The organism is Candidatus Pseudothioglobus singularis PS1, assembly GCF_001281385.1.
GTDB lineage: Bacteria > Pseudomonadota > Gammaproteobacteria > PS1 > Pseudothioglobaceae > Pseudothioglobus > Pseudothioglobus singularis.
This window is the reverse complement of sequence record NZ_CP006911.1, coordinates 1,045,902-1,066,546: the sequence shown is the minus strand read 5'-3', so window position 1 is coordinate 1,066,546 and position 20,645 is coordinate 1,045,902. Positions and strand designations below refer to the sequence as shown.

Sequence of the window (20,645 nt, the reverse complement as noted above, 5' to 3'; positions counted from 1 at the left end):
CTTTAGGAATTAGAGAGCATTTTATTAACTAGTCTTTCGATACCTTGACGTTTAATTTTGGAGTCATAACCAATCTTAAAAATGTCAATAAGACTGACTGATTGAATGTCTAAATCATAAATCTTCCATCTATTAGATTTCTTAAGTTTTAAAATAATAGTTAAAGGGTAGCTATTATCTTCAATAGATACTAGAAGTTTAACATTAGCAAAATTCTCTCTTTGACTAAAGTTTTCATTTACAACAATATTGATATTTTCCCAATCTGGGTAATCAACAAGATAGGGCACATAGTCTTGAATTAATGAGTTCTTAATATCCCTTTCAAATATTTTCTTTTGTTTTTTATCAAGCAGACTCCAGTGTTTGTCAAGAGCAAGTTCAGTACTATATTCAAGATCAATATATGGGATGATTTTCTTTTTAGTTAAATTTAAGGTTGATGTTAATGTCTCGTTGTCTTGATTGTGAAGTTCAATAAAAGAGCAGACAACATCATTCAGAATAGCCTCAACCTGTTCTGTTGGACCATCACCAGCTAATTTTGGAGAAATTGAGGGGCAGTTAGTTGCGGCATGTGTTACCCCGATAAAGAGAAAACTGATCAGGAATGCCTTTAAAATATTAAGGACAAATTTCATGTAGTTATTGTACTATAACTGTGAAATAAATTATTGAAATGAAAAACGAAAATTTAAAAATTAAATTAGAAAACCTTTCAAAAAAATCTGGCGTCTATAAGATGCTTGATAAATCAGGAAAAGTTATCTATGTTGGCAAAGCAAAAAACCTAAAAAATCGTGTTTCAAATTATTTTGCAAAGTCAAACCAAGACGAAAAAACACAGTTACTCCAAAAAAATATTGATGATTTTTCAATCATCATTACCAAAACTGAAACTCAAGCACTTCTTTTAGAGAATGATCTTATTAAACAGTTTAAGCCAAAGTACAACATTCTTCTTAAGGACTCAAAGAGCTACCCTTATATTTATATTAGTAACGACAAGCATCCCCGTTTAGGGATGTTTAGAGGCAAGAAAAATAAAGACTACCACTACTTTGGCCCTTATCCATCTAAATATGCAGCAAGAGATGCTCTAGTTCTTTTAAAAAAAATATTTAAGGTAAGGCAATGCAGTAACAGTTTTTACAGGGCAAGGTCGCGCCCCTGTCTCGAGTACCAAATTGGATTATGCAGCGCCCCATGTGTTGGAAAAATCTCTGACGAAAGGTATGACCAGGATGTTGAATTGGTCTCTTTATTTTTAAATGGCAAGTCAACAAAGCTTCTCAATCAGGTATCCAAAAAAATGAAGTCTGCCTCTACTGATCTTGATTTTGAAGCCGCTGCAAAATACAGAGATCAGCTTATCAGCCTCAGAACAATTCAAGAAAAGCACAGCTCACAATTTACATCCGATATGGACGTTGTCAGCATCTTAAAAGATGCTGAGGTGCACTGCATTGAGATTGTTTTTGTTCGTTCAGGAAAACAAATTGGTAACGAGACATTCTTTCCAAAAAATGCAAAAAAAGATTCTTGTGAAAGAGTCCTAAGCGCTTTTTTACCGCTCTATTATTTAGGTAAAAATACGCCAAAGGAGATTGTCATAAGCCACAAGCTGGGGGATAAAATTCTTTTAGAGTCTGGGCTATCGACAAAGCTTATCCATAAGCCAAAGATTGATAAAAAACTTTTTTTGGAAACGGCAACTCTAAACGCTAAAGAAAATTTAAAGCAGCGCCTTTTACTTAAGTATACAAAAAAGAAGCAGCTTGAGGGGATTCAAAAAACCTTAGCACTAGATTCACTACCTGAGGTGATGGAATGTTTTGACATCAGTCACACCATGGGAGAGGCGACGACTGCCTCCTGTGTTGTGTTTGAAAAAGGATTACCCAAGACTAGTGAGTACAGACAGTTCAACATCAAAGATATAACCCCTGGCGATGACTATGCAGCGATTAATCAGGCTGTCTTTAGAAGGTATTCTCGTCTACTAGATTCTAAAAAGGAGATGCCAGATATTGTTTTTATTGATGGCGGGCTGGGTCAGCTTAACCAAGCCATCATGGTTATGAATTCTATTGGAATTGACTCAGTTCTGCTGGTCGGTGTTGCTAAGGGCGAGGGCAGAAAAGCAGGGCTAGAGACTTTAATCACCGTTGAAAATGACAAAGTAAAAAGAATTTCTCTTCCGCCATTTGATCCCGCTCTCCTTTTAATCAACCATATCAGAGATGAGTCACATCGGTTTGCAATCAAAAATCATCGCAAGAAAAGAGCTAAAAAAAGAACTCAGTCTTCTTTGGAGTCCATCAAGGGGGTTGGTGTAAATAAAAGAAGTGCACTATTAAATCACTTTGGCGGTATTCAAGAAATAGAAAATGCAAGCTTAGATGAGCTTCAAAAAGTAGTTGGCATTAATTATAAATTAGCGACTAAAATACTAGAATCTTTAAAGAAATAAATTGAATTTATGTTTATACTCCGACTTTTAATCGCTGCTCTCGTTGTTAGTTATTTGATTTGGTTATTCAACACGCGCGTCATGGGAAAAAATGTTTCATTATCAAAAATTGCAACTTATGTTCTTGGCGCTACCTTTGTGATTTTTTTGGTTCTATCAGGACTATCTTATTTGGTAGAAGGGTCTTAAGCTTTACTGGATAACACAAAGGTTTTAAGATGCATTGTGCTTGTAATGATTCGGTTTGTCGCATTCACAATAATGGATAGTCTGGACACTTCCCATACTGGAAGGTCCCTCATATGATCTCCCATGTAGTCAAAGTTTTTCTCACCAAATCGATTAACTAACGTATCTGCCTTGTTTTGACTTGAGAGATTGAAGTCTTTGTTAGTAGCCATAACATCATCGAAAAATTTGAGATGTTTAGCAACAGCAAAGGCATAATTTTTGTGTGAGGCAGTTGCCAAAAAAATTTTAGAGCCCTCTTTTTTGCGTTCCATAATGTAGCTTATAACGCTCTCGTTATAAGGCAGTTCAGGAATGTTAATTTCAAATCGTCTAACAAGCTGATCTTTTAAGAAACCTTTCCCTTTAAATAACCAGAATAAGTAATGACCAATCAGCCAGGGCCTCTTTGATAGGACACCCAATGACGATAAAAACAATAAATCGGTGTCAATTAGTGTGTGATCAAGATCAACAATGAGTGGCACATTGCTATTATCCATTATCTAATTCACTCCATTTATCATAAAGCTGACCTATTTCTTTTTCCATACTGCTGAGTTTAATTGTCAAATTTTGAGCATCTGGGTTTTGATAAAAATCTGGATCTGACAACATTTTTTGCGCCATCGTGATCTCATTTTCCAAGTCTTCAATTTTCTCAGGTAAAGATTTTAATAGTTGCTGATCATTATAGGAGAGCTTTTGAGAAGATTTTTTGGATTTAGATTTGGTAATAGACTGTTTAGGAGCTTTATCATTTAATCTTTCATTTTTTTGAAGTATGTAGTCATCATAGCCCCCAGAATACTGCTCAATAACAGCGTTACCTTCCATCACGATGGTGGAGCTGACGATGTTATTTAAGAAGGTTCTGTCATGTGATATTAGGATCAGTGTGCCTGCATAATCAACCAGCATCTCCTCTAAAAGTTCAAGCGTTTCCACATCCAAGTCATTGGTAGGCTCATCAAGCACTAAAAGGTTGGCTGGTTGAGACAGAATTTTCGCGAGCATTAACCGATTTTTCTCACCACCAGAGAACATTTTGATAGGCGCCATTGCTTGTTTACCTGTAAATAGGAATTGTCTGAGATAGCCAATGACATGTTTACTTTTTCCGTTAATATCAATATAGTCTTTACCACCAGAGACAAAATCCATAGCCTTTATGTTAGGATCAAGCGACTCTCTCATTTGATCAAAGTAGGCAAGCTGAATCGTTTTTGAGCGCCTTATGCTTCCTTCACTAGGAAGAAGCTCTCCAAGAAGCAACTTTATTAAGGTCGATTTACCGGACCCATTGCCTCCAATAATTCCAATTTTTTCACCTTTTAAAACGAGAAGAGAAAAATGCTTTACAAGCTCAAGCTCTTCCATTGAGAAGTCAATATTTTTAACTTCAAAAACTATTTTAGAAACGCGCCTCTCATCTTCTAGCGCATGTATTTTGACGTTTCCTTGCTGTTTTCGTTTACTGAAAAATTGTTTACGCATAGCCTCAAGCGCCCTAACTCTTCCTTCATTACGAGTTCTTCGTGCTTTGATTCCTTGACGAATCCAAGCTTCTTCTTGAGCGAGCTTTTTATTAAACCTTGCATTTTCAAGCTCCTCACTATTAAGCAAATTTTCTTTGCGTTTAAGGTAATCTTGGTAGCCACAGTCAAATATAGATAGATTGCCACGATCTAAATCAAAGATCTTATTGACAATTCCCTTAACAAATGAGCGATCATGACTGATCAAAATTAAAGTTCCATGAAAATCTTTGAGCATTTTTTCCAAATCAAGAATCGCCGTTATGTCCATATGGTTAGTGGGCTCATCCAGCAAAAGAATATCTGGTTCCTGGACAATCGCTTTTGCAAGCATTACTCTTCTCTTCCATCCCCCTGAGAGAGTTGATAGGGATGAATCTGCACTAAGCTTAAATCGATTTAAGACAGTTTCAATTTTATGTAAATAAGGCCACAAATCTTGACTCTCAATTTGCTCTTGTAGTTGAGAACTTTCAGAAATATTTCCATCTTTTAAAGCATTATGATACTTTGAAATAATTTTTCCACTCTCTCCAAGCCCATGTGCAACAATATTGAAAAGTGTATTGTCGTTATCTTCAGGCGGCTGCTGCTCTAAATAGCTAATTCTTGTACTATTTTGAATCTTAAGATCGCCATCATCAGCTGCCACTATTCCAGCTAGGACTTTTAAAAAAGTAGACTTGCCTTCGCCATTACGACCAATGAGACCAATCTTGTCACCTTTATGAATGGTTGCATTGATTTCATCAAGGATCACTTTTTCAGAAAATCTAAGAGAAATATTGTCTAAGGTTATAAGTGGCATAAGTTAAAATTGAAACTTTAAATAACAGCTTTACTAATGCGTTATTTTATTCATTTTGTAATTGGACTTTTACTTATTCAAGCGCCTTTCGCTGAAAGTATTGAAGTCAGTGACTTTGAAACCACTAAACAGGAAAGTCGATACACTGAGTTGATTGAAAATATTCGCTGCCCAGTATGCCAAGGCCAGAGCATTGGGGGTTCAAACTCAGACCTTGCGAAAGATTTGAGGGGGAAGGTGCGTGAGATGATATTAGACAATCAATCTGATTCTGAAATCTATTCTTTCATGGTCGAGCGATACGGAGAGTTTGTTGTCTATAAACCTCCAGTCAGTCCAAAGACCTATCTATTATGGTTTGCACCTCTTATAGCTTTGCTTCTCTCTTTATTCTACTTGTTTCGATCAACTCGACAAAAGTCTAATAAAGAAGCCATCAGCGAGAGTGACATTGAAAAAGCTAAAAAATTATTAAAGTAGTTTAATAAGTGAATCTTATATGAGTGAAAATGAAATCAGTGATTTAATTATAAAGGCCTATTCAAATCAAAAGGATGGGCAACTCTCTCTTGCAATTCAATCTTGGAATGAGCTTTTAAATCATCCCTTAGTTACACAAGAGTTATCAGCCAATGCGCAACTCAATCTTGGTAATTTGCATCTTCAACAAGGTAATAATGATCTTGCCTATGAGAGTATGGCTAAAGCCATAAAGGCAAACCCTAATAGCTCTGAAGCATTCTTTTGTTTGGCTTATATGGAGCAAGAGAAGGAAAATTTTAATGAAGCGATTAGTTTTTTTGAATCTGCACTCAAAATTAAGCCTGAGGATGCAGGCGCCCTTAACAACTTAGGAAACTGTTATGATCGTCTCAATAAGAGTTTTGATTCAATTGAAATCTACTCTAAGGCAATTGCTTTGGATTCAGAATATATTGCAGCTTACTATAATAGGGGTAATGCTTACTCTAAAATAGCAAAAGATGAATTGGCACTTAAGGATTTAACGTTTGCAATTGATTTAGATAATAATTTTTATCAGGCATACTATAATCGTGGGTCAGTATATAAGCGACTAGGTAAAAGTAAATTATCTGAAAAAGATTTTGCTAAAGCAAAAAAACTGGCCCAAGAAGAAATTGAACAATCAAAAAAACAATAGGATAAATGTGAGCGATCTAGACGAAAACAAATTGATAGCTGAAAGAAAATCAAAATTAGCTTTGCTGAGAGAAGCTGGTAACCCCTATGTCAATGACTTCAAGCCGCTCAACTTAGCTTTAGATATTCACTCTAAGTTTGATGAAAATTCTAATGAAGAGCTTCAAGATATTAAAGAATCAGTGACAATTGCTGGACGCATCATGCTGAAGAGGATCATGGGCAAAGCAAGCTTTGTGCAGCTTCAAGATACCTCTGGTCAAATTCAACTCTTCGTTACACGAGATGAGCTTGAAGATGGTTTTTATAATGAACAGTTTAAGAAGTGGGATATTGGCGATATTGTTGGCGCCTCTGGTACTCTCTTTAAAACGCAGACAGGCGAACTCTCTGTCAGAGTCAACGACATAAGATTGCTAACGAAGTCTCTAAGGCCCTTACCAGAGAAATTTCATGGCTTATCTGACCAAGAAACAATTTACCGTCAGCGATACGTTGACTTAATTATGAATGAGGACTCAAGAAGGGTTTTTAAGCTTAGATCTCAAATCATCTCTTATATCAGGCAGTTCTTTATTGAGCATGATTATCTGGAGGTTGAGACGCCAATGATGCAGGTCATTCCTGGCGGCGCTGCGGCCAAACCATTTATCACACATCACAATGCTTTGGATATGGATTTATATCTAAGAATTGCGCCTGAGCTTTATCTTAAGAGACTCGTGGTAGGCGGTTTAGATCGAGTGTTTGAGATTAATCGTAACTTCAGGAATGAAGGGCTCTCACCAAGACATAATCCTGAATTTACAATGGCTGAATTCTATCAAGCTTACGCTACCTATCATGACTATATGGATTTGACTGAAAAGTTATTAAGGGGTATTGCTTCAGATGTTTGTAAGTCGAATATTATTAATTACCAAGGTTATGAGTTTGATTTCTCAAAGCCTTTTGATCGTCTTAGTGTGGTTGACTCAATACTGAAATATAATCCAACCATGTCAATCTCTGACTTATCAGAAGATAATGTTAAAATGACTGCAAAATCTCTCGGTATTCACATTAATGATAGTTGGGGTCTGGGTAAGATTCAAATAGAAATTTTTGAGGCCACAGTTGAAGAAAAATTGATTCAGCCTACCTTTGTTACTGAATACCCAACTGAAGTTTCCCCACTAGCTCGCCGGAACGATGACAACCCTTTTATAACGGATCGTTTTGAATTGTTTATTGGTGGTCGTGAAATTGCAAATGGGTTCTCAGAGCTCAACGATTCAGAGGATCAAGCCCAAAGGTTCAGAGACCAAGTGAGTGAGAAGGATGCGGGTGATGACGAAGCTATGCATTATGACGCTGACTATATTAGAGCGCTAGAGTATGGAATGCCTCCAACAGCGGGAGAGGGGATAGGCATTGATCGCCTTGTTATGTTGTTTACTAATTCAGCATCGATCAGAGATGTCTTGCTATTTCCTCATATGAGGCCTGAGTATGAAAAGTGATTTAGGCGCGAGTGTTAATTTGTAATTATGATTCCAGTCTTAACTATAGATGGACCGAGTGGCGTAGGAAAGGGGACAGTTGCAAACATTGTTGCCTCAACGTTGAACTGGAATCTTTTAGATTCAGGAGCAATCTATAGGGCATTCGCTTTAGCAGCCTCTAAAAGAAACATCACAATTAAGGATACTAAGGCGTTATTGAGTTTGGCATCTAATTTAAATCTTAAGTTTGTATCTGATCCAGAAAATAAGAAGCTCAGTGTTTATCTAGATAATGTCGAAGTTTCATCCGAACTGCGAACAGAGAAAACTGCTGAACTGGCCTCAAAATTTGCCTTGATTGGCTCTCTTAGAGAGTCACTTCTAATCAGACAACAAAGGTTCAAAGAACTGCCTGGGTTAGTTGCTGATGGAAGGGATATGGGCACCGTTGTATTTAAAGACGCACCCTTTAAGGTCTTTTTAACGGCAAATGTTGAGGAAAGAGCTAAAAGACGACTAAAACAGTTGCAAGACAAAGGCATTGCTGGTAACATTTCGCACACTTTAGATGAGGTTAAGAAAAGAGATGAAAGAGACGCAAGTCGCAAACACTCTCCTCTTAAGCCAGCTAAAGATGCATTAATCATAGATACATCAAATCTGACGATTAATGAAGTCGTTACAAAAGTAATGACACTAGTTAAGGTTTGAGCGGTCAAACCTTTTTTTAATTAACCCGATAAGAGTTAAGTTTAAACCGATATAACTTAATATTTACCGGTCAACATCGAGAACATATGTCAGAATCATTTTCAGAGCTATTTGAGAATAGCGAAATACAACAAAACGTAAAACCGGGCGCCCTATTAATGGGAACAGTCGTCAGCATGAATCGCGAAAAAGCGATTATCAATGTTGGTTTGAAGTCTGAAGGTTTTATTTCATTAAATGAATTTAAAGATGCCAAAGGCGAACTTGAAATCACTGAAGGTGATGTGGTTGAAGTTGCCCTTGACTCTATTGATGATGGTTTAGGCCATACGCTTCTATCACGCGAGAAAGCAAAACGCATTAAGATGTGGCAAGAGCTTGAAGCTGCAATGAACTCAAAAGAAGTCGTCAAAGGAATTGTTACAGGATCAGTAAAAGGTGGAATGACAGTAGATATTGGTGTCATCAAAGCTTTCTTACCTGGCTCACTCGTGGATGTGCGTCCTGTTAAAGATTTCGACTTCCTATTAGGGCAAGAAATTGAAGCTTTAGTTATTAAAATGGACGAAGTTAGAAATAATATCGTCATTTCTAGAAAAGCAGTTATGCAAGAAGTTAACTCTGCAGATAGGGAGGCTCTTATTGAGAATCTTGATACTGGTAAAGAGGTTGAGGGAATTGTTAAGAACCTTGCTGACTATGGTGCTTTTGTGGATCTAGGCGGTGTTGATGGCCTACTTCATATCACTGATATTTCTTGGCAGAGAGTTAACCATCCATCTGAAAAACTTTCCATCGGTGACAAGATTACTGTCAAAGTTCTAAGTTACGATAAAGAGAAAATGAGAGTATCGCTTGGACTCAAGCAGTTAACGCCAAGTCCTTGGGATAATATTTCTGAGCGTCTACCTATGGGTAAGAAAGTTTCAGGTGTTGTTTCTAATCTTACTGACTATGGTGCTTTCGTAAGAATCGAAGAGGGCGTTGAAGGATTGGTTCATGTGAGTGAGATGGATTGGACTAATGCAAATGCTAGACCTTCTAAGTTTGTGAAGCTTGGACAAGAGGTTGACGTTGTTGTTCTTGATGTTCAAGAGTCAAAGCATAGAATTTCATTAAGTATGAAACAAGCTAAAGAGAACCCTTGGGAGGCTTTTGAGTCTTCTCACAATAAGGGCGATATGATTAATGTTACTGTTAAATCTATTACTGACTTTGGTCTGTTTGTTGGACTTCCTGGTGGAATTGATGGACTTATCCATTTAGCTGATATCTCTTGGGAGAAGCAATCTGCTGACCAAGTCGTTTCAACATACTCAAAAGGTCAAGAACTTGATGTCGTTATTCTTAATATAGATGCTGAGAAAGAAAGAATCTCACTAGGAATTAAGCAATTAACGTCAGATAACTTTTCACAATATGCAACTGCAAATTCTAAGGGATCGATTGTAAAAGGAACGATTCAAGAAGTCGATGCAAGGGGCGCTGTTATTGTTTTAGCTGAGGGTATTACAGGCTATCTAAAGGCCTCTGAAATTTCACAAGACAGAGTTGAGGATGCTTCTACAGTTCTTAAGCAAGGAGAGGAAGTAGAAGTTGCTATTACTTTAATTGATAAGAGAACAAGAAAAGTAAACCTAAGTATGAAGGCTAAGGACTCCGTTGAAGAGAAAGCTGCTATGGAAGACTACAATAGTCAATCATCACAATCTTCTGGCTCAACACTTGGTGATTTATTAAAAGAAGCCAAAGATAAATAAAAAAACACGATAGCTGCTATGTTAAGGCATGGCAGCAACTTTTTATATGAAAAAAATCGATCTCATTGAAGCTATTTCAAAAGAAGTTAAAATTACTCGTTCTGAAGCTAAACAATCCGTTGAAATTATTTTAGAAGAAATAAGCTCTGCAATTGTCTCAGGTAAGGGTGTTGAAGTACGAGGATTTGGTGGTTTCCAAAAAAGACACAGAAAAGGTAGACTTGGTATTAATCCAAAGACTGGCCAAAAGACGGAAGTTGCTGAAAAATTTGTACCATTTTTTAAGCCTGGAAAGTTACTTAAAGAAGCAGTTAATAAAGGCTAATTTACGATTGATTAATGAACTTTAGTTCAGTATAATTTCTCGTTTTTATATGGGGCGTTAGCTCAGTTGGTAGAGCATCGGACTTTTAATCCGCTGGTCGAGCGTTCAAGTCGCTCACGCCCCACCATATTATTTAAAGGCCTGAACTAATTCAGGCTTTTTTGTCTCTGAAATTCTTCAAAAAATAACCTTAGTCTATAAAAAAAGTATAAACTTCTTTTATCCTCATTTAAATATGAAGGGTTTTTGTTTTTTTTAATATTAAGGAGAGAAATATGAACTATTTGCCAAAATCTTTGGCTACGGGTTTCGTATTGGCTTTGTTTGCTTCATCAGCAGTATTTGCAGCGACACATCCAGTAACAGGAGAAACTCTTGCCGAAGACCAGACATTTACTTATAGTTTGTTGGACGAATTTACTTCGGTAGACCCACAAATTGTTGAAGACGTGTCAGGTGCTGACATTGTTCGTGACCTTTTTGAAGGTCTAATGAATCAAGACGCTGATGGAAATCTTGTTCCGGGTGTTGCTACTGGTTATTCAACTAATGATGCAAAGGATGTTTATACATTTACACTTCGTGATAACGCGATGTGGTCAGATGGTAACCCTGTAACTGCACATGACTTTGTTTATGCTTGGAGACGTCTTGCTGATCCTGCTACCGCTTCACCATATTCATGGTTTGCAGAAATTATGGCACTTGAAAATGTTGGTGACGTAATGTCGGGCGATGCTGCACCTGAGACTCTAGGTGTTACTGCATTAGATAATCACACGCTTGAGGTAAGATTGACTTCATCATTGCCATATTTTGCAGCAATGACGACTCACTCTTCTACCTTTCCTTCACCTGAATGGATAGTTAGAACTTCAGGAAATGACTGGACTAAGCCAGAAAATATTGTGTCTAATGGTGCTTACGTTTTAACAGAGCATATTCCTAATGAACGTTCAGTTCGTGAGCGTAATCCAATGTATTGGAATAATGATGATACAATTCTAGAAAAGGTTGTCGCTCTTGTGATTAATGACGAAAATGTTGACTTTACTCGTTATTTAGCTAATGAACTTGACAAAGGTACAGTGCCTTCAGGTCAATACATTCGCTTGAAGCAGGACTATCCTGATGAAGCAACATCATTCCCAAGACTTTGTAACTACTACATGACTTTTAACTTGTCTGATAGTGGTCCAGAGGCTTTTAAAGATGTTAGAGTTCGTCAAGCTCTTGCACATGCAATTGATCGTTCAGTAATTACTGAAAAAATCTTGCAAGCAGGGCAAATTAATGCGTTCACATTCACACCTGGTGCAACTGCTGGTTTTGAAGTTCCTCCTGTAGCATTTGGCCAAATGTCTCAAGATGAGCGTGAAGCTAAAGCAAAAGAGCTTCTTGCCGAAGCAGGCTATGGTGCTGATAATCCACTGAGCTTTGAGTACATCTACAATACTTCTGAAGGACATAAGAAGATCGCAATTGCAGCTCAACAAATGTGGAAGGAAGTGCTTGGTGCTCAAGTTACTTTGGCGAATCAAGAATGGAAAACATTCTTGAAAACACGTGGTGCTCAAGGTTTTGAGTTAGCTCGTGGCGCATGGTGTGGTGACTATAACGAAGCTTCAACATTCCTAGATCTACTAACTTCACCATCTGGCTACAATGATGGTAAATTCAGTAATGCTGAAGTAGACGCTCTAATGTTAGATGCTAGAACTATGGATGATGCATCATCTAATTACACTCGTGTTGAAGAGATCTTGGCAAATGAAATGCCAGTGATTCCAATTTATCACTATGCAGGTGTATTTATGCTTAAGACTGATGTTAAAGGTTGGCCTTATAACAACGTAGAACAGAACGTATACTCTCGTAACCTTTATAAAGTTGCGAAGTAACCTTTAGTTCTAAAAAAATAAAGCACCACACAGTTATTGTGTGGTGCTTTTTTTTGTTTGTACGGTACAATAATTCTTTAAATATTTACTGGTCTATTTCTGAAATGATCAACTACATAATAAAGCGGATTGGAATTGCAATACCCACACTTCTAATCTTAATTGCAGTGAGTTTTTATCTGATGCACGCTGCACCAGGAGGCCCCTTTACATCCGAGAGGCCACTTCCCGCTCAAGTTCTTGCTAATATTGAAGCCAAGTATGGCCTAGACCAGCCCATCTGGCGTCAAATGATTAATTATTTGTGGGGTGTTGTCACTGAATTTGACTTCGGACCGTCCTACAAATACCATGACAGAACTGTTAATGAGATTATTGGACATGGTTTTCCAATTACTTTAAAGTACGGTTTTTGGTCATTTATTGCCGCTGTTGGTGTTGGAATCCCTTTGGGGGCTATCGCAGCTATTCGAAAAAATACTTGGATAGATTACCTGGCTGTAGGAGTCTCAATTGGAGCGCAAGTTTTACCAAATTTTGTAATGGCGCCTCTTTTGATTATTGTTTTTACACTCTGGTTAGATTGGCTTCCTGGGGGTGGCTGGAATGGAGGGTCATGGGAGTACCTGGTTATGCCAGTGATTGCACTCTCTACAAGCTATATGGCCTCAATAGCTCGTATAACAAGATCATCTATGCTCGAAGTATTACACACTAACTATATTAGAACAGCTAAATCTAAAGGTCTCCCAACTAAGGTGATTTTCTTTAGACATGTTCTCAAACCATCCCTTCTTCCAGTTATTTCTTATTTAGGTCCAGCATTCGTTGGACTGATTACGGGTTCAGTTATTATTGATATTTATTTTTCAACAGGGGGAATGGGTTACTTTTTTGTTAATGCTGCTTTTAATCGTGACTACTCAGTCATGATGGGAATTACTATTGTTGTGGGTGGACTTACTATTTTATTTAGCTTGATTGCAGATCTGCTATATGCCTGGATAGACCCAAAAATAAGGTATTAATTCAATGGTAGTAGCCAATAAAAATAAAATTAAAAATATGGCACAGAATCTTTCTGAGTCTGGAGCTGGTCGCTCTCTCTGGAAAGATGCCAGGTTGCGCTTTATTCAAAATAAGGCTGCAACTTTGAGTCTATTTGTATTAATCCTAATTGTTTCTTTTTCCTTTGTAGGTCCTTACTTTGCTGTCTGGAGCTATGAACAGATCGATTGGAATGCGATGGGCTCTGCTGCTAGAGTTGGAATGCCCTCTATTGAGAGTGGCCATTATTTTGGAACGGATGACTTAGGACGTGATCTCTATTCAAGAGTTATTCAGGGCACACAGATTTCATTAATGGTAGGAGTTTTAGGTGCAACAGTCGCAGTGATTGTTGGAACGTTATATGGCGCCACATCAGGATATTTAGGAGGCAAGACAGATCAAATCATGATGCGAATTGTCGATATATTAATGTCAATTCCCTATATGTTTGTTTTAATTCTTCTACTTGTGGTATTCGGCCGATCAATTGGGATGCTGTTTATTGGAATTGGACTTTTATCTTGGCTTGATATGAGCAGGATTGTTCGAGGTCAAACACTTAACCTAAAGAATAAAGAGTTTATTGAGGCAGCTAAGGTTACCGGAGTGAGTGATTTTAAGATTATAACGCGTCATATTGTTCCTAATCTTTTGGGTATTGTAGCAGTCTACGCAACCTTATTGGTCCCTGGAATTATTCTTGCGGAGAGTTTTATTTCGTTCCTAGGTTTGGGAGTTCAGGAGCCTTCAACCAGTTGGGGCGCTTTAATCAAGGAAGGGGCAGGAACGATCAGTTATGACACCGAGTGGCAACTACTCTTTCCACTAGCTTTTTTTGTTGTCAGTCTTTTTTGTTTTTATTTTATTGGGGATGGTCTTCGCGATGCGCTCGATCCAAAGGAAAGGTAGTTCTAAATGAGTTTATTAGAAGTCAGCAATCTAAAGGTCAGGTTTGAAACTGCTGATGGTGAAGTCAACGCTGTTAATAATGTCAACTTTTCATTAGATGAAGGGAAGATTTTAGCTATTGTTGGTGAGTCAGGTAGTGGCAAAAGTCAAACTGTATTTGCTATGACTGGTCTTTTGGATCACAATGGAAGCGCAACTGGAAGTGTTAAATTTCAAGGCGAAGAGATTCTTAATCTTTCTAACAGGCAACTAAACAAGATTCGAGCAGAAAAAATCGCCATGATTTTTCAAGACCCGATGACGAGCCTTAATCCCTATGTTAGAGTCTCTGACCAAATGACTGAAGTACTAGTTCACCATCAAGGACTCTCAAAATCAGACGCACTTAAACAGTCAATTAGCATGCTGGATGCTGTAAGGATTCCTGATCCAAGTAACCGGATCAGAATGTATCCGCATGAATTCTCAGGAGGGATGAGGCAGCGCGTAATGATTGCTATTTCTCTATTATGCCGACCAAAGCTACTGATCGCTGATGAGCCTACTACTGCGCTTGACGTTACAGTTCAGGCACAAATAATGCAGCTTCTGGCTGACCTTCAGAAAGACTTTGGGATGTCTATTATTTTAATTACTCATGATCTAGGCGTTGTTGCAGGTAACAGTGATGATATGCTGGTTATGTATGGCGGTGAAATCATGGAAATTGGGAAAACAGAAAGCCTATATTCAAAGCCAACACATCCATACACTCAGGGTTTAATGAGCGCTGTTCCTAGACTGAATGATTCAGAGGAGAGATTAATCACAATTCCGGGCAACCCTCCGAACATGATGAAGCCCCCTGAAGGCTGTCCATTTTCACCACGATGTAATTACTCTAATGATAAATGCACAAAGGTATCTCCAATTTTGTCTAGTGTAGACAAGAGTCGTCATTACAGGGCTTGTCACGTCGAGGTTGAGAGAATAGTATGAGTAAACAAACAATTCTTCAGGTAGAAAACTTAAAGGTAAACTTTGATGTTAGTTCTGAAGGTGATATGCCCTGGACGAAGCCAAAAAAACTTCAAGCAGTTAATGATATTTCGTTCACTTTAAATTCAGGAGAGACATTAGGCATTGTTGGGGAGTCAGGCTGCGGTAAATCTACCTTGGCAAGGGCCATTGTTAAAATGGTTCCAGCTGAAGCTGGCAAGGTTCTATGGCTTGGAAATGATCTTCTAAGCCTCAGTAATTCTGAAACAAGGCAATATCGCAAACAAATCCAAATGATTTTTCAAGACCCTTTGGCAAGCCTAAATCCAAGAATGAATATTGGAGAAATTATTGCTGAACCTTTAAGAACGCACTATCCCAAAACGGCTGAATCTGATGTGCAAGCAAGAGTGAGTGATGTAATGAATAAAGTAGGACTTCTTGATAATCTAGTTAATAGATATCCTCATGAATTCTCAGGGGGGCAATGCCAAAGAATCGGTATAGCTCGCGCTTTAATATTAAAACCAAAGCTGATTATTTGTGATGAGCCAGTTTCAGCTCTAGATGTTTCGATACAGGCGCAAGTTGTCAATTTGCTGATGGATTTACAGAAAGAGATGGATTTGGCGCTGATATTTATTGCCCACGATTTAAGTGTTGTGAAACATATCAGTACAAAAATTATGGTACTCTATTTGGGAAATATAGTGGAACTTGCAAACAGTAATGAGATTTATCAAAATCCAAGTCACCCCTATACTCAAGCGCTGATTTCTGCAGTCCCGATTCCTGACCCTAGTATTGAAAAAAACAAGAAATTAATTTTAATAGAGGGCGACTTACCCTCACCAATCAATCCACCTTCAGGCTGTGTATTTAGGACGAGATGCCATAAAGCGCAAGAGGTTTGTTCAATTGAAAAGCCAGAGTTTAGCGAATCCTCATCAAGCCATAGCGTAGCCTGCCACTTTAGTGATTAAATTCCTTAAAAAGCGCATTAAAAATAAATGGCTATTGATTGGCCTGCCTTTTCTTTTTTTTCTCATAAAAGGGCTGATTTGGCTCGCTATTTTTTATGGTCTTTGGGACGTAATTAAAGGTTCAGTGAGTTAGTGCCTTACTATTTAACCTGAGATAAAATTTCCTTCATTCCTTCTTTATTTTTGAAGATTTCTTTTTCAGAAAGTCCATCCATTTCGTGAGGAAAAACTAGCCAATCATCAGTCTCATGAACAAAATAATCAGGCTCTACATCTATAATATTTCTCTCAGGCTTATACCATGGCATTGCCATACGAATGTCATGTGGAATGTTTTTTCGTGATTTATCATGAAGAGTATCGAGTATTGCTTTTATGCTTCTGCCAGAGTCAAATACATCATCAACAATGAGTAATTTATCTTCAGCATTCATGTGGCTAATCAGATAATCTATACCGTGAACTCTAACCTCTTTAGATTGTTGATTAATGCCGAAGTAGGAAGAAGTTCTTATTGCGATGTGATCTGAATCATTTCCTAGGTAGGCAAGTATCTCTTGGATAGCTATTCCTACAGGGGTTCCACCTCTCCAGACACCGACAATAAAGTCAGGCTTGAAGCCACTATTATGAATTTGAACACCGAGCTTAAAAGAGTCATGAAGAAGCTCATCTGCTGTTATATATTTTTTTGCAATAGACATTTTAAGATTCCGAAAATTAATACATAAATTTTATAGGGTTTTTAACTTTTGATTTATAAAATTGCTATTTAGAATTCAATAATTTTGTTCATTAGGCGTGATTTTGTATCAGCGTCAGCAAATGAAGCATCCATCGCCATTAGAGAGATATTTTTTAGTTTTTCAAGACTAATGTTCATATGTTTGGCACTATTGATATACTCTAATCCTACAGAGGTATGAAAAAAGGGTGGATCGTCAGAATTAAGGCTAACACTGATTCCCTTAGAAATAAAAGATGGGAGAGGGTGACTATCCCAGTCTGCAAAAATGGACAAAGATAAATTACTTCCCGGACAAATCTCTAAATGAATATTGCGTTTGACAAGTTCATCAAGTAATTTTGCATCCAGAATACTATTGACGCCATGCCCTATGCGTCGAATAGGTAGGAAATTAATTGCATCCCAAACGCTCTCTGGGCCGCATAGCTCTCCAGCATGAACAGTGCAAGGATATCCAGCCTCTGCAGCAATATTAAATGCTGGGGCATAGTCTTCAAGAGTGAAGGCATTTTCATCACCACCCATTCCGAAGCCAACAATATATGGGTGAGGATTGTCTACCATCTGTTTGGCGACATTAACTCCTTGCTGAGGTCCTAGATGCCTAACGCAAGTAACAATAATGCGACCAATAATCCCAAAATCCCTCTTAGCATCGTCAATTCCTTGAACACATCCATAAATCATGTCATCGTAAGTAATTCCGCAATCAGCAGCGTGATCCGGAGAGATAAATGTTTCAGCATAGATGACGTTTTCTGAGGCACAAGACTTAAAGTATTCGTAAGTAATGTCCCTATAGTCATTACCATTTTTTAGACAAGAGCTTGCCGCATCATAGGCAGAAAGAAAGCTAGCAAAATCTGTCCAGGCATACTCACCTTGACTATTGAAAAGATTTTGGTCAACATGAATACCATTTCTTTTAGCAATGACATTAACAAGTTCTGGTTTGAGAGTACCTTCAAGATGACTATGAAGTTCGATTTTTGGAAGTTGTGATATCTGGCTTAACATTTACTGAAGATTGCAAGCTGTTCCATTTTTAAGTGACTTAATTTGAAGGTGATGAGCAATGGTCTGGCCCATGTCTGCAAAAGTATCTCTTTTGCCTAGGTTGTTATTTTTGATTGTCTTTCCATAGAATACTACTGGAACATGCTCACGTGTATGGTCACTCCCAGGCCATGATGGGTCACAGCCATGATCAGCAGTAATGAGAACAAGATCATTTTTTTGAAGATTGGACTCAATTTCAGGAATTCTATTGTCAAACTCTTCAAGCGCCGATGCATATCCTGAAAGATCTCTGCGGTGGCCAAAATTAGTATCAAAGTCTACAAGATTAACAAAGATTAAGCCTTCATTAACTTTTTTCATTTCTGAGAGGAGCTGATCTACTAGACCCATGTTATTAGGGGCTTTGACAGTATAGCTGACGCCTTGATTGGAGAAAATATCACCAATCTTGCCTACTGAGACAACCTGCCCTTTAGCCTCAATAATGTTATCAAGTAATGTCAAGTCACTTGGTGGTGTTGTTATATCTCTTCGATTAGAAGTTCTTTTAAATCCATCTTTTGAATTTCCAATAAAAGGTCTTGCAATAACTCGAGTAATGTTAAGAGGGTCGACGAGTCGTTTAGCAACTTCACATAATTCGTAAAGTCTCTCAAGACCAAAGTGCTCTTCGTGAGCTGCAATTTGAAATACTGAGTCTGCAGAGGTATAGCAGATTGGCAATCCAGAGCGGATATGCTCTTCACCAAATTCTTCGATAACTTTAGTGCCTGAGGCGTGCTTATTGGCTAAGGTGCCAAGAATATCACCTTCCTTCATAAGTTCATTAATCAGTGTTTCCGGGAAGCAGTTTTTGGTCTTTGGAAATACGCCCCATTCAAATGGAACGGGCAGTCCACAAATTTCCCAATGCCCACTAGGCGTATCTTTCCCTGCACTAACTTCTTTAGCATATCCAAAAGAACCTTCTGGGGTTACTCTATCAATTGGAAGGGTTGCTTTTCGGCTTGCTATAGCCGCTTCTCCAAGCCCCCATCTAATTAAATTTGGAATGACTAGGGGTCCAGTTCGTTTATCACTATTCGCATTTCCAGAAGCACATTCTTCGATAATATGTCCTAATGTATCAGATCCCTCATCACCATAAAGATGCGCGTCATCACTAGAGCCGAGTCCAAGCGAGTCCAATACTAGGATGATTGCTCTATTCATGAGAAGAGTCCGTTGTTGAGCTGAGCACTTCGTGGATTAAAACAAGACTTTCATTTTGATTCTCATTCAGAGTGATTAAGGATGGAAGCGTTTTTTCAAGATAGCTCAATTGATCTTTATCTCTACAATGCGCCATTGCAAGAGTGTCTCCCTTGTTAACCCATTGCCCGATACTGACAATTTCGCTCAGTCCAACACCATGGTCTATTGGATCAGTAGACTTCGTTCTTCCAGCTTTTAAATGAATCATACTAAGGCCAACCGCACGAACATCAATCTCTGAGATATAACCTGAAGATGGAGACTTTACTGAGCTAATCACTGGCATTGAGGGTAGGTGTTTTAATGGATTTTCTAATAAATCTATTGGCCCACCAAGTTCAAATATCATTTTTCCAAATACAGAGGCAGCCTTGCCAGAATTAAGCGCCTCTAGGGATTTCTGTCTGGCCGCAACTAAATCTTTTTCTAGACCACTTAATTGAAGCATATAGGCAGCCAATTCAATTGTTAGATTTAATAGCCTAGTATTTGCTTCATTAGGGTTAATTAAAAAATCAAGACACTCACTGACTTCGGTAGCATTTCCTACACTATGTCCAAGAACTTGATTCATATCTGTAATCAAACAACTAGTAGGAACCCCAGATTGACTTGATACATTCGCAATGCTTTGGGCTAGCTCTTGAGCCATCTTGAAGTCTGCTGCGAAAGCACCATTACCTGTCTTGATATCCATAACTAATGCATCGAGTCCAGAAGCAAGCTTCTTAGATAAAATTGATGCAGTAATTAAATCAATCGATTCAACAGTCGCCGTAACGTCTCTGGTTGCATAAAAGCGCTGATCCGCTGGCGCTAAATTGGCAGTTTGTCCAATAATAGCGCAACCCACCTCCTTAACAAGAGATTGAAACTTAGAATTATTAGGTGTTCCATCATAACCAGGAATGCTCTCGAGTTTATCTAATGTCCCACCTGTATGTCCCAGTCCACGACCTGAAATCATAGGAACATAACCTCCGCAAGAAGCAACAATTGGCGCAAGCATTAAGCTTATTTTGTCTCCAACACCTCCCGTTGAATGTTTGTCAACGACTGGACCATCCAGCTCAAGCTGACCCCATTGAAGTGTTTCGCCTGAGTTCATCATATGTCGAGTCAAATCAACACGCTCATCCAAAGACATGCCGCACTTAAATACAGCCATTGCAAATGCACCAAGCTGCGCATCAGTCAAACTTCCATCACTAATGCCCTGAACAAGAAAGCCGATTTCAGGATCAGTTAGAGTAATACCGTCACGTTTTTTTCTGATTAACTCTTGGGGTAGGAATAATTCGCTCATTGGTCTAG

Annotated in this window: 20 protein-coding genes and 1 tRNA gene; 14 read left to right on the top strand and 7 right to left on the bottom strand. The window is 38.2% G+C overall.

Translation table 11 applies throughout. The features are described from left to right. Nucleotides 1-2: 2 nt before the first annotated feature. Nucleotides 3-641, bottom strand: a complete 639-nt coding sequence (locus W908_RS05430) for an MlaC/ttg2D family ABC transporter substrate-binding protein (RefSeq protein ID WP_053820261.1) — start codon at nt 639-641, stop codon at nt 3-5. A gap of 38 nt (nt 642-679) precedes the next feature. On the opposite strand from W908_RS05430, the gene uvrC reads away from it, so the two are divergent. Continuing rightward, on the top strand, nt 680-2,473 hold the full coding sequence (gene uvrC / locus W908_RS05425) for an excinuclease ABC subunit UvrC (protein WP_053820260.1): 1,794 nt from the start codon (nt 680-682) through the stop codon (nt 2,471-2,473). 9 nt (nt 2,474-2,482) lie between these two features. Further along, nucleotides 2,483-2,662 (top strand): hypothetical protein, encoded by a 180-nt coding sequence (locus W908_RS05420; RefSeq protein WP_053820259.1) that lies wholly within the window; start codon nt 2,483-2,485, stop codon nt 2,660-2,662. Here the strand turns inward: W908_RS05420 and W908_RS05415 are convergent. Then, on the bottom strand, nt 2,659-3,204 hold the full coding sequence (locus tag W908_RS05415; RefSeq protein ID WP_053820258.1) for a haloacid dehalogenase-like hydrolase: 546 nt from the start codon (nt 3,202-3,204) through the stop codon (nt 2,659-2,661). The genes W908_RS05420 and W908_RS05415 overlap by 4 nt on opposite strands. Next, nucleotides 3,197-5,047, bottom strand: coding sequence for an ATP-binding cassette domain-containing protein (locus W908_RS05410; protein WP_053820257.1), 1,851 nt, complete (start codon nt 5,045-5,047; stop codon nt 3,197-3,199). The genes W908_RS05415 and W908_RS05410 overlap by 8 nt, the downstream gene beginning before the upstream one ends. A gap of 36 nt (nt 5,048-5,083) precedes the next feature. On the opposite strand from W908_RS05410, the gene W908_RS05405 reads away from it, so the two are divergent. From W908_RS05405 to oppF, 12 genes are all read left to right on the top strand, one after another. Further along, on the top strand, nt 5,084-5,527 hold the full coding sequence (locus W908_RS05405; protein ID WP_053820256.1) for a cytochrome c-type biogenesis protein: 444 nt from the start codon (nt 5,084-5,086) through the stop codon (nt 5,525-5,527). Nucleotides 5,528-5,546: 19 nt separating this feature from the next. Next, nucleotides 5,547-6,209, top strand: a complete 663-nt coding sequence (locus W908_RS05400; protein ID WP_053820255.1) for a tetratricopeptide repeat protein — start codon at nt 5,547-5,549, stop codon at nt 6,207-6,209. 7 nt (nt 6,210-6,216) lie between these two features. Then, entirely contained in the window at nt 6,217-7,710 is a 1,494-nt protein-coding gene (gene lysS / locus W908_RS05395) for a lysine--tRNA ligase (RefSeq protein ID WP_053820790.1), read from the top strand. Nucleotides 7,711-7,737: 27 nt separating this feature from the next. Beyond that, nucleotides 7,738-8,403 carry a (d)CMP kinase gene (gene cmk / locus W908_RS05390; protein ID WP_053820254.1) on the top strand — a complete coding sequence of 222 codons (666 nt, stop codon included), beginning with the start codon at nt 7,738-7,740 and terminating at the stop codon, nt 8,401-8,403. Between the two features lie 86 nt (nt 8,404-8,489). After that, the gene (rpsA, locus tag W908_RS05385) at nt 8,490-10,163 is read left to right on the top strand and encodes a 30S ribosomal protein S1 (RefSeq protein WP_053820253.1); all 1,674 of its coding nucleotides are present in this window, start codon (nt 8,490-8,492) and stop codon (nt 10,161-10,163) included. A 28-nt stretch (nt 10,164-10,191) separates the two neighbouring features. Continuing rightward, a complete protein-coding gene (locus W908_RS05380) occupies nt 10,192-10,488 on the top strand; it encodes an HU family DNA-binding protein (protein WP_053820252.1) in 297 nt (98 codons plus the stop codon). Nucleotides 10,489-10,539: 51 nt separating this feature from the next. Continuing rightward, nucleotides 10,540-10,615: transfer RNA gene (locus tag W908_RS05375), tRNA-Lys, on the top strand. Between the two features lie 148 nt (nt 10,616-10,763). Continuing rightward, nucleotides 10,764-12,389, top strand: coding sequence for a peptide ABC transporter substrate-binding protein (locus W908_RS05370; protein WP_020024136.1), 1,626 nt, complete (start codon nt 10,764-10,766; stop codon nt 12,387-12,389). Nucleotides 12,390-12,493: 104 nt separating this feature from the next. Continuing rightward, the gene (oppB, locus tag W908_RS05365; RefSeq protein WP_053820251.1) at nt 12,494-13,417 is read left to right on the top strand and encodes an oligopeptide ABC transporter permease OppB; all 924 of its coding nucleotides are present in this window, start codon (nt 12,494-12,496) and stop codon (nt 13,415-13,417) included. Nucleotides 13,418-13,421: 4 nt separating this feature from the next. Further along, a complete protein-coding gene (locus W908_RS05360) occupies nt 13,422-14,348 on the top strand; it encodes an ABC transporter permease subunit (protein ID WP_053820250.1) in 927 nt (308 codons plus the stop codon). Between the two features lie 6 nt (nt 14,349-14,354). Then, the gene (locus W908_RS05355; RefSeq protein ID WP_053820249.1) at nt 14,355-15,326 is read left to right on the top strand and encodes an oligopeptide/dipeptide ABC transporter ATP-binding protein; all 972 of its coding nucleotides are present in this window, start codon (nt 14,355-14,357) and stop codon (nt 15,324-15,326) included. Further along, nucleotides 15,323-16,309 (top strand): murein tripeptide/oligopeptide ABC transporter ATP binding protein OppF, encoded by a 987-nt coding sequence (gene oppF / locus W908_RS05350; RefSeq protein ID WP_053820248.1) that lies wholly within the window; start codon nt 15,323-15,325, stop codon nt 16,307-16,309. The genes W908_RS05355 and oppF overlap by 4 nt, the downstream gene beginning before the upstream one ends. Nucleotides 16,310-16,449: 140 nt before the next feature. Here oppF and W908_RS05345 read toward each other — a convergent pair whose 3' ends face one another. The 4 genes from W908_RS05345 to deoA all read right to left on the bottom strand — a co-directional run bounded on the left by W908_RS05345 (nt 16,450) and on the right by deoA (nt 20,637). After that, a complete protein-coding gene (locus W908_RS05345; RefSeq protein WP_053820247.1) occupies nt 16,450-17,013 on the bottom strand; it encodes a phosphoribosyltransferase in 564 nt (187 codons plus the stop codon). A 68-nt stretch (nt 17,014-17,081) separates the two neighbouring features. Continuing rightward, nucleotides 17,082-18,074: an adenosine deaminase gene (gene add, locus W908_RS05340; protein WP_053820246.1), complete on the bottom strand. Its 993-nt coding sequence runs from the start codon at nt 18,072-18,074 to the stop codon at nt 17,082-17,084. After that, entirely contained in the window at nt 18,075-19,289 is a 1,215-nt protein-coding gene (locus tag W908_RS05335; RefSeq protein ID WP_053820245.1) for a phosphopentomutase, read from the bottom strand. After that, nucleotides 19,282-20,637, bottom strand: coding sequence for a thymidine phosphorylase (deoA, locus tag W908_RS05330; RefSeq protein ID WP_053820244.1), 1,356 nt, complete (start codon nt 20,635-20,637; stop codon nt 19,282-19,284). Before deoA ends, W908_RS05335 begins: the two co-directional genes overlap by 8 nt. Between the last annotated feature and the right edge of the window lie 8 nt (nt 20,638-20,645).

Excerpts from the sequence above, each read along its gene's own strand:
- W908_RS05430 (WP_053820261.1), bottom strand. The coding sequence starts at position 641 with ATGAAATTTGTCCTTAATATTTTAAAGGCATTCCTGATCAGTTTTCTC.
- uvrC (WP_053820260.1), top strand. The coding sequence starts at position 680 with ATGAAAAACGAAAATTTAAAAATTAAATTAGAAAACCTTTCAAAAAAA.
- W908_RS05420 (WP_053820259.1), top strand. The coding sequence starts at position 2,483 with ATGTTTATACTCCGACTTTTAATCGCTGCTCTCGTTGTTAGTTATTTG.
- W908_RS05415 (WP_053820258.1), bottom strand. The coding sequence starts at position 3,204 with ATGGATAATAGCAATGTGCCACTCATTGTTGATCTTGATCACACACTA.
- W908_RS05410 (WP_053820257.1), bottom strand. The coding sequence starts at position 5,047 with ATGCCACTTATAACCTTAGACAATATTTCTCTTAGATTTTCTGAAAAA.
- W908_RS05405 (WP_053820256.1), top strand. The coding sequence starts at position 5,084 with ATGCGTTATTTTATTCATTTTGTAATTGGACTTTTACTTATTCAAGCG.
- W908_RS05400 (WP_053820255.1), top strand. The coding sequence starts at position 5,547 with ATGAGTGAAAATGAAATCAGTGATTTAATTATAAAGGCCTATTCAAAT.
- cmk (WP_053820254.1), top strand. The coding sequence starts at position 7,738 with ATGATTCCAGTCTTAACTATAGATGGACCGAGTGGCGTAGGAAAGGGG.
- rpsA (WP_053820253.1), top strand. The coding sequence starts at position 8,490 with ATGTCAGAATCATTTTCAGAGCTATTTGAGAATAGCGAAATACAACAA.
- W908_RS05380 (WP_053820252.1), top strand. The coding sequence starts at position 10,192 with ATGGCAGCAACTTTTTATATGAAAAAAATCGATCTCATTGAAGCTATT.
- W908_RS05370 (WP_020024136.1), top strand. The coding sequence starts at position 10,764 with ATGAACTATTTGCCAAAATCTTTGGCTACGGGTTTCGTATTGGCTTTG.
- oppB (WP_053820251.1), top strand. The coding sequence starts at position 12,494 with ATGATCAACTACATAATAAAGCGGATTGGAATTGCAATACCCACACTT.
- W908_RS05360 (WP_053820250.1), top strand. The coding sequence starts at position 13,422 with ATGGTAGTAGCCAATAAAAATAAAATTAAAAATATGGCACAGAATCTT.
- W908_RS05355 (WP_053820249.1), top strand. The coding sequence starts at position 14,355 with ATGAGTTTATTAGAAGTCAGCAATCTAAAGGTCAGGTTTGAAACTGCT.
- oppF (WP_053820248.1), top strand. The coding sequence starts at position 15,323 with ATGAGTAAACAAACAATTCTTCAGGTAGAAAACTTAAAGGTAAACTTT.
- W908_RS05345 (WP_053820247.1), bottom strand. The coding sequence starts at position 17,013 with ATGTCTATTGCAAAAAAATATATAACAGCAGATGAGCTTCTTCATGAC.
- add (WP_053820246.1), bottom strand. The coding sequence starts at position 18,074 with ATGTTAAGCCAGATATCACAACTTCCAAAAATCGAACTTCATAGTCAT.
- W908_RS05335 (WP_053820245.1), bottom strand. The coding sequence starts at position 19,289 with ATGAATAGAGCAATCATCCTAGTATTGGACTCGCTTGGACTCGGCTCT.
- deoA (WP_053820244.1), bottom strand. The coding sequence starts at position 20,637 with ATGAGCGAATTATTCCTACCCCAAGAGTTAATCAGAAAAAAACGTGAC.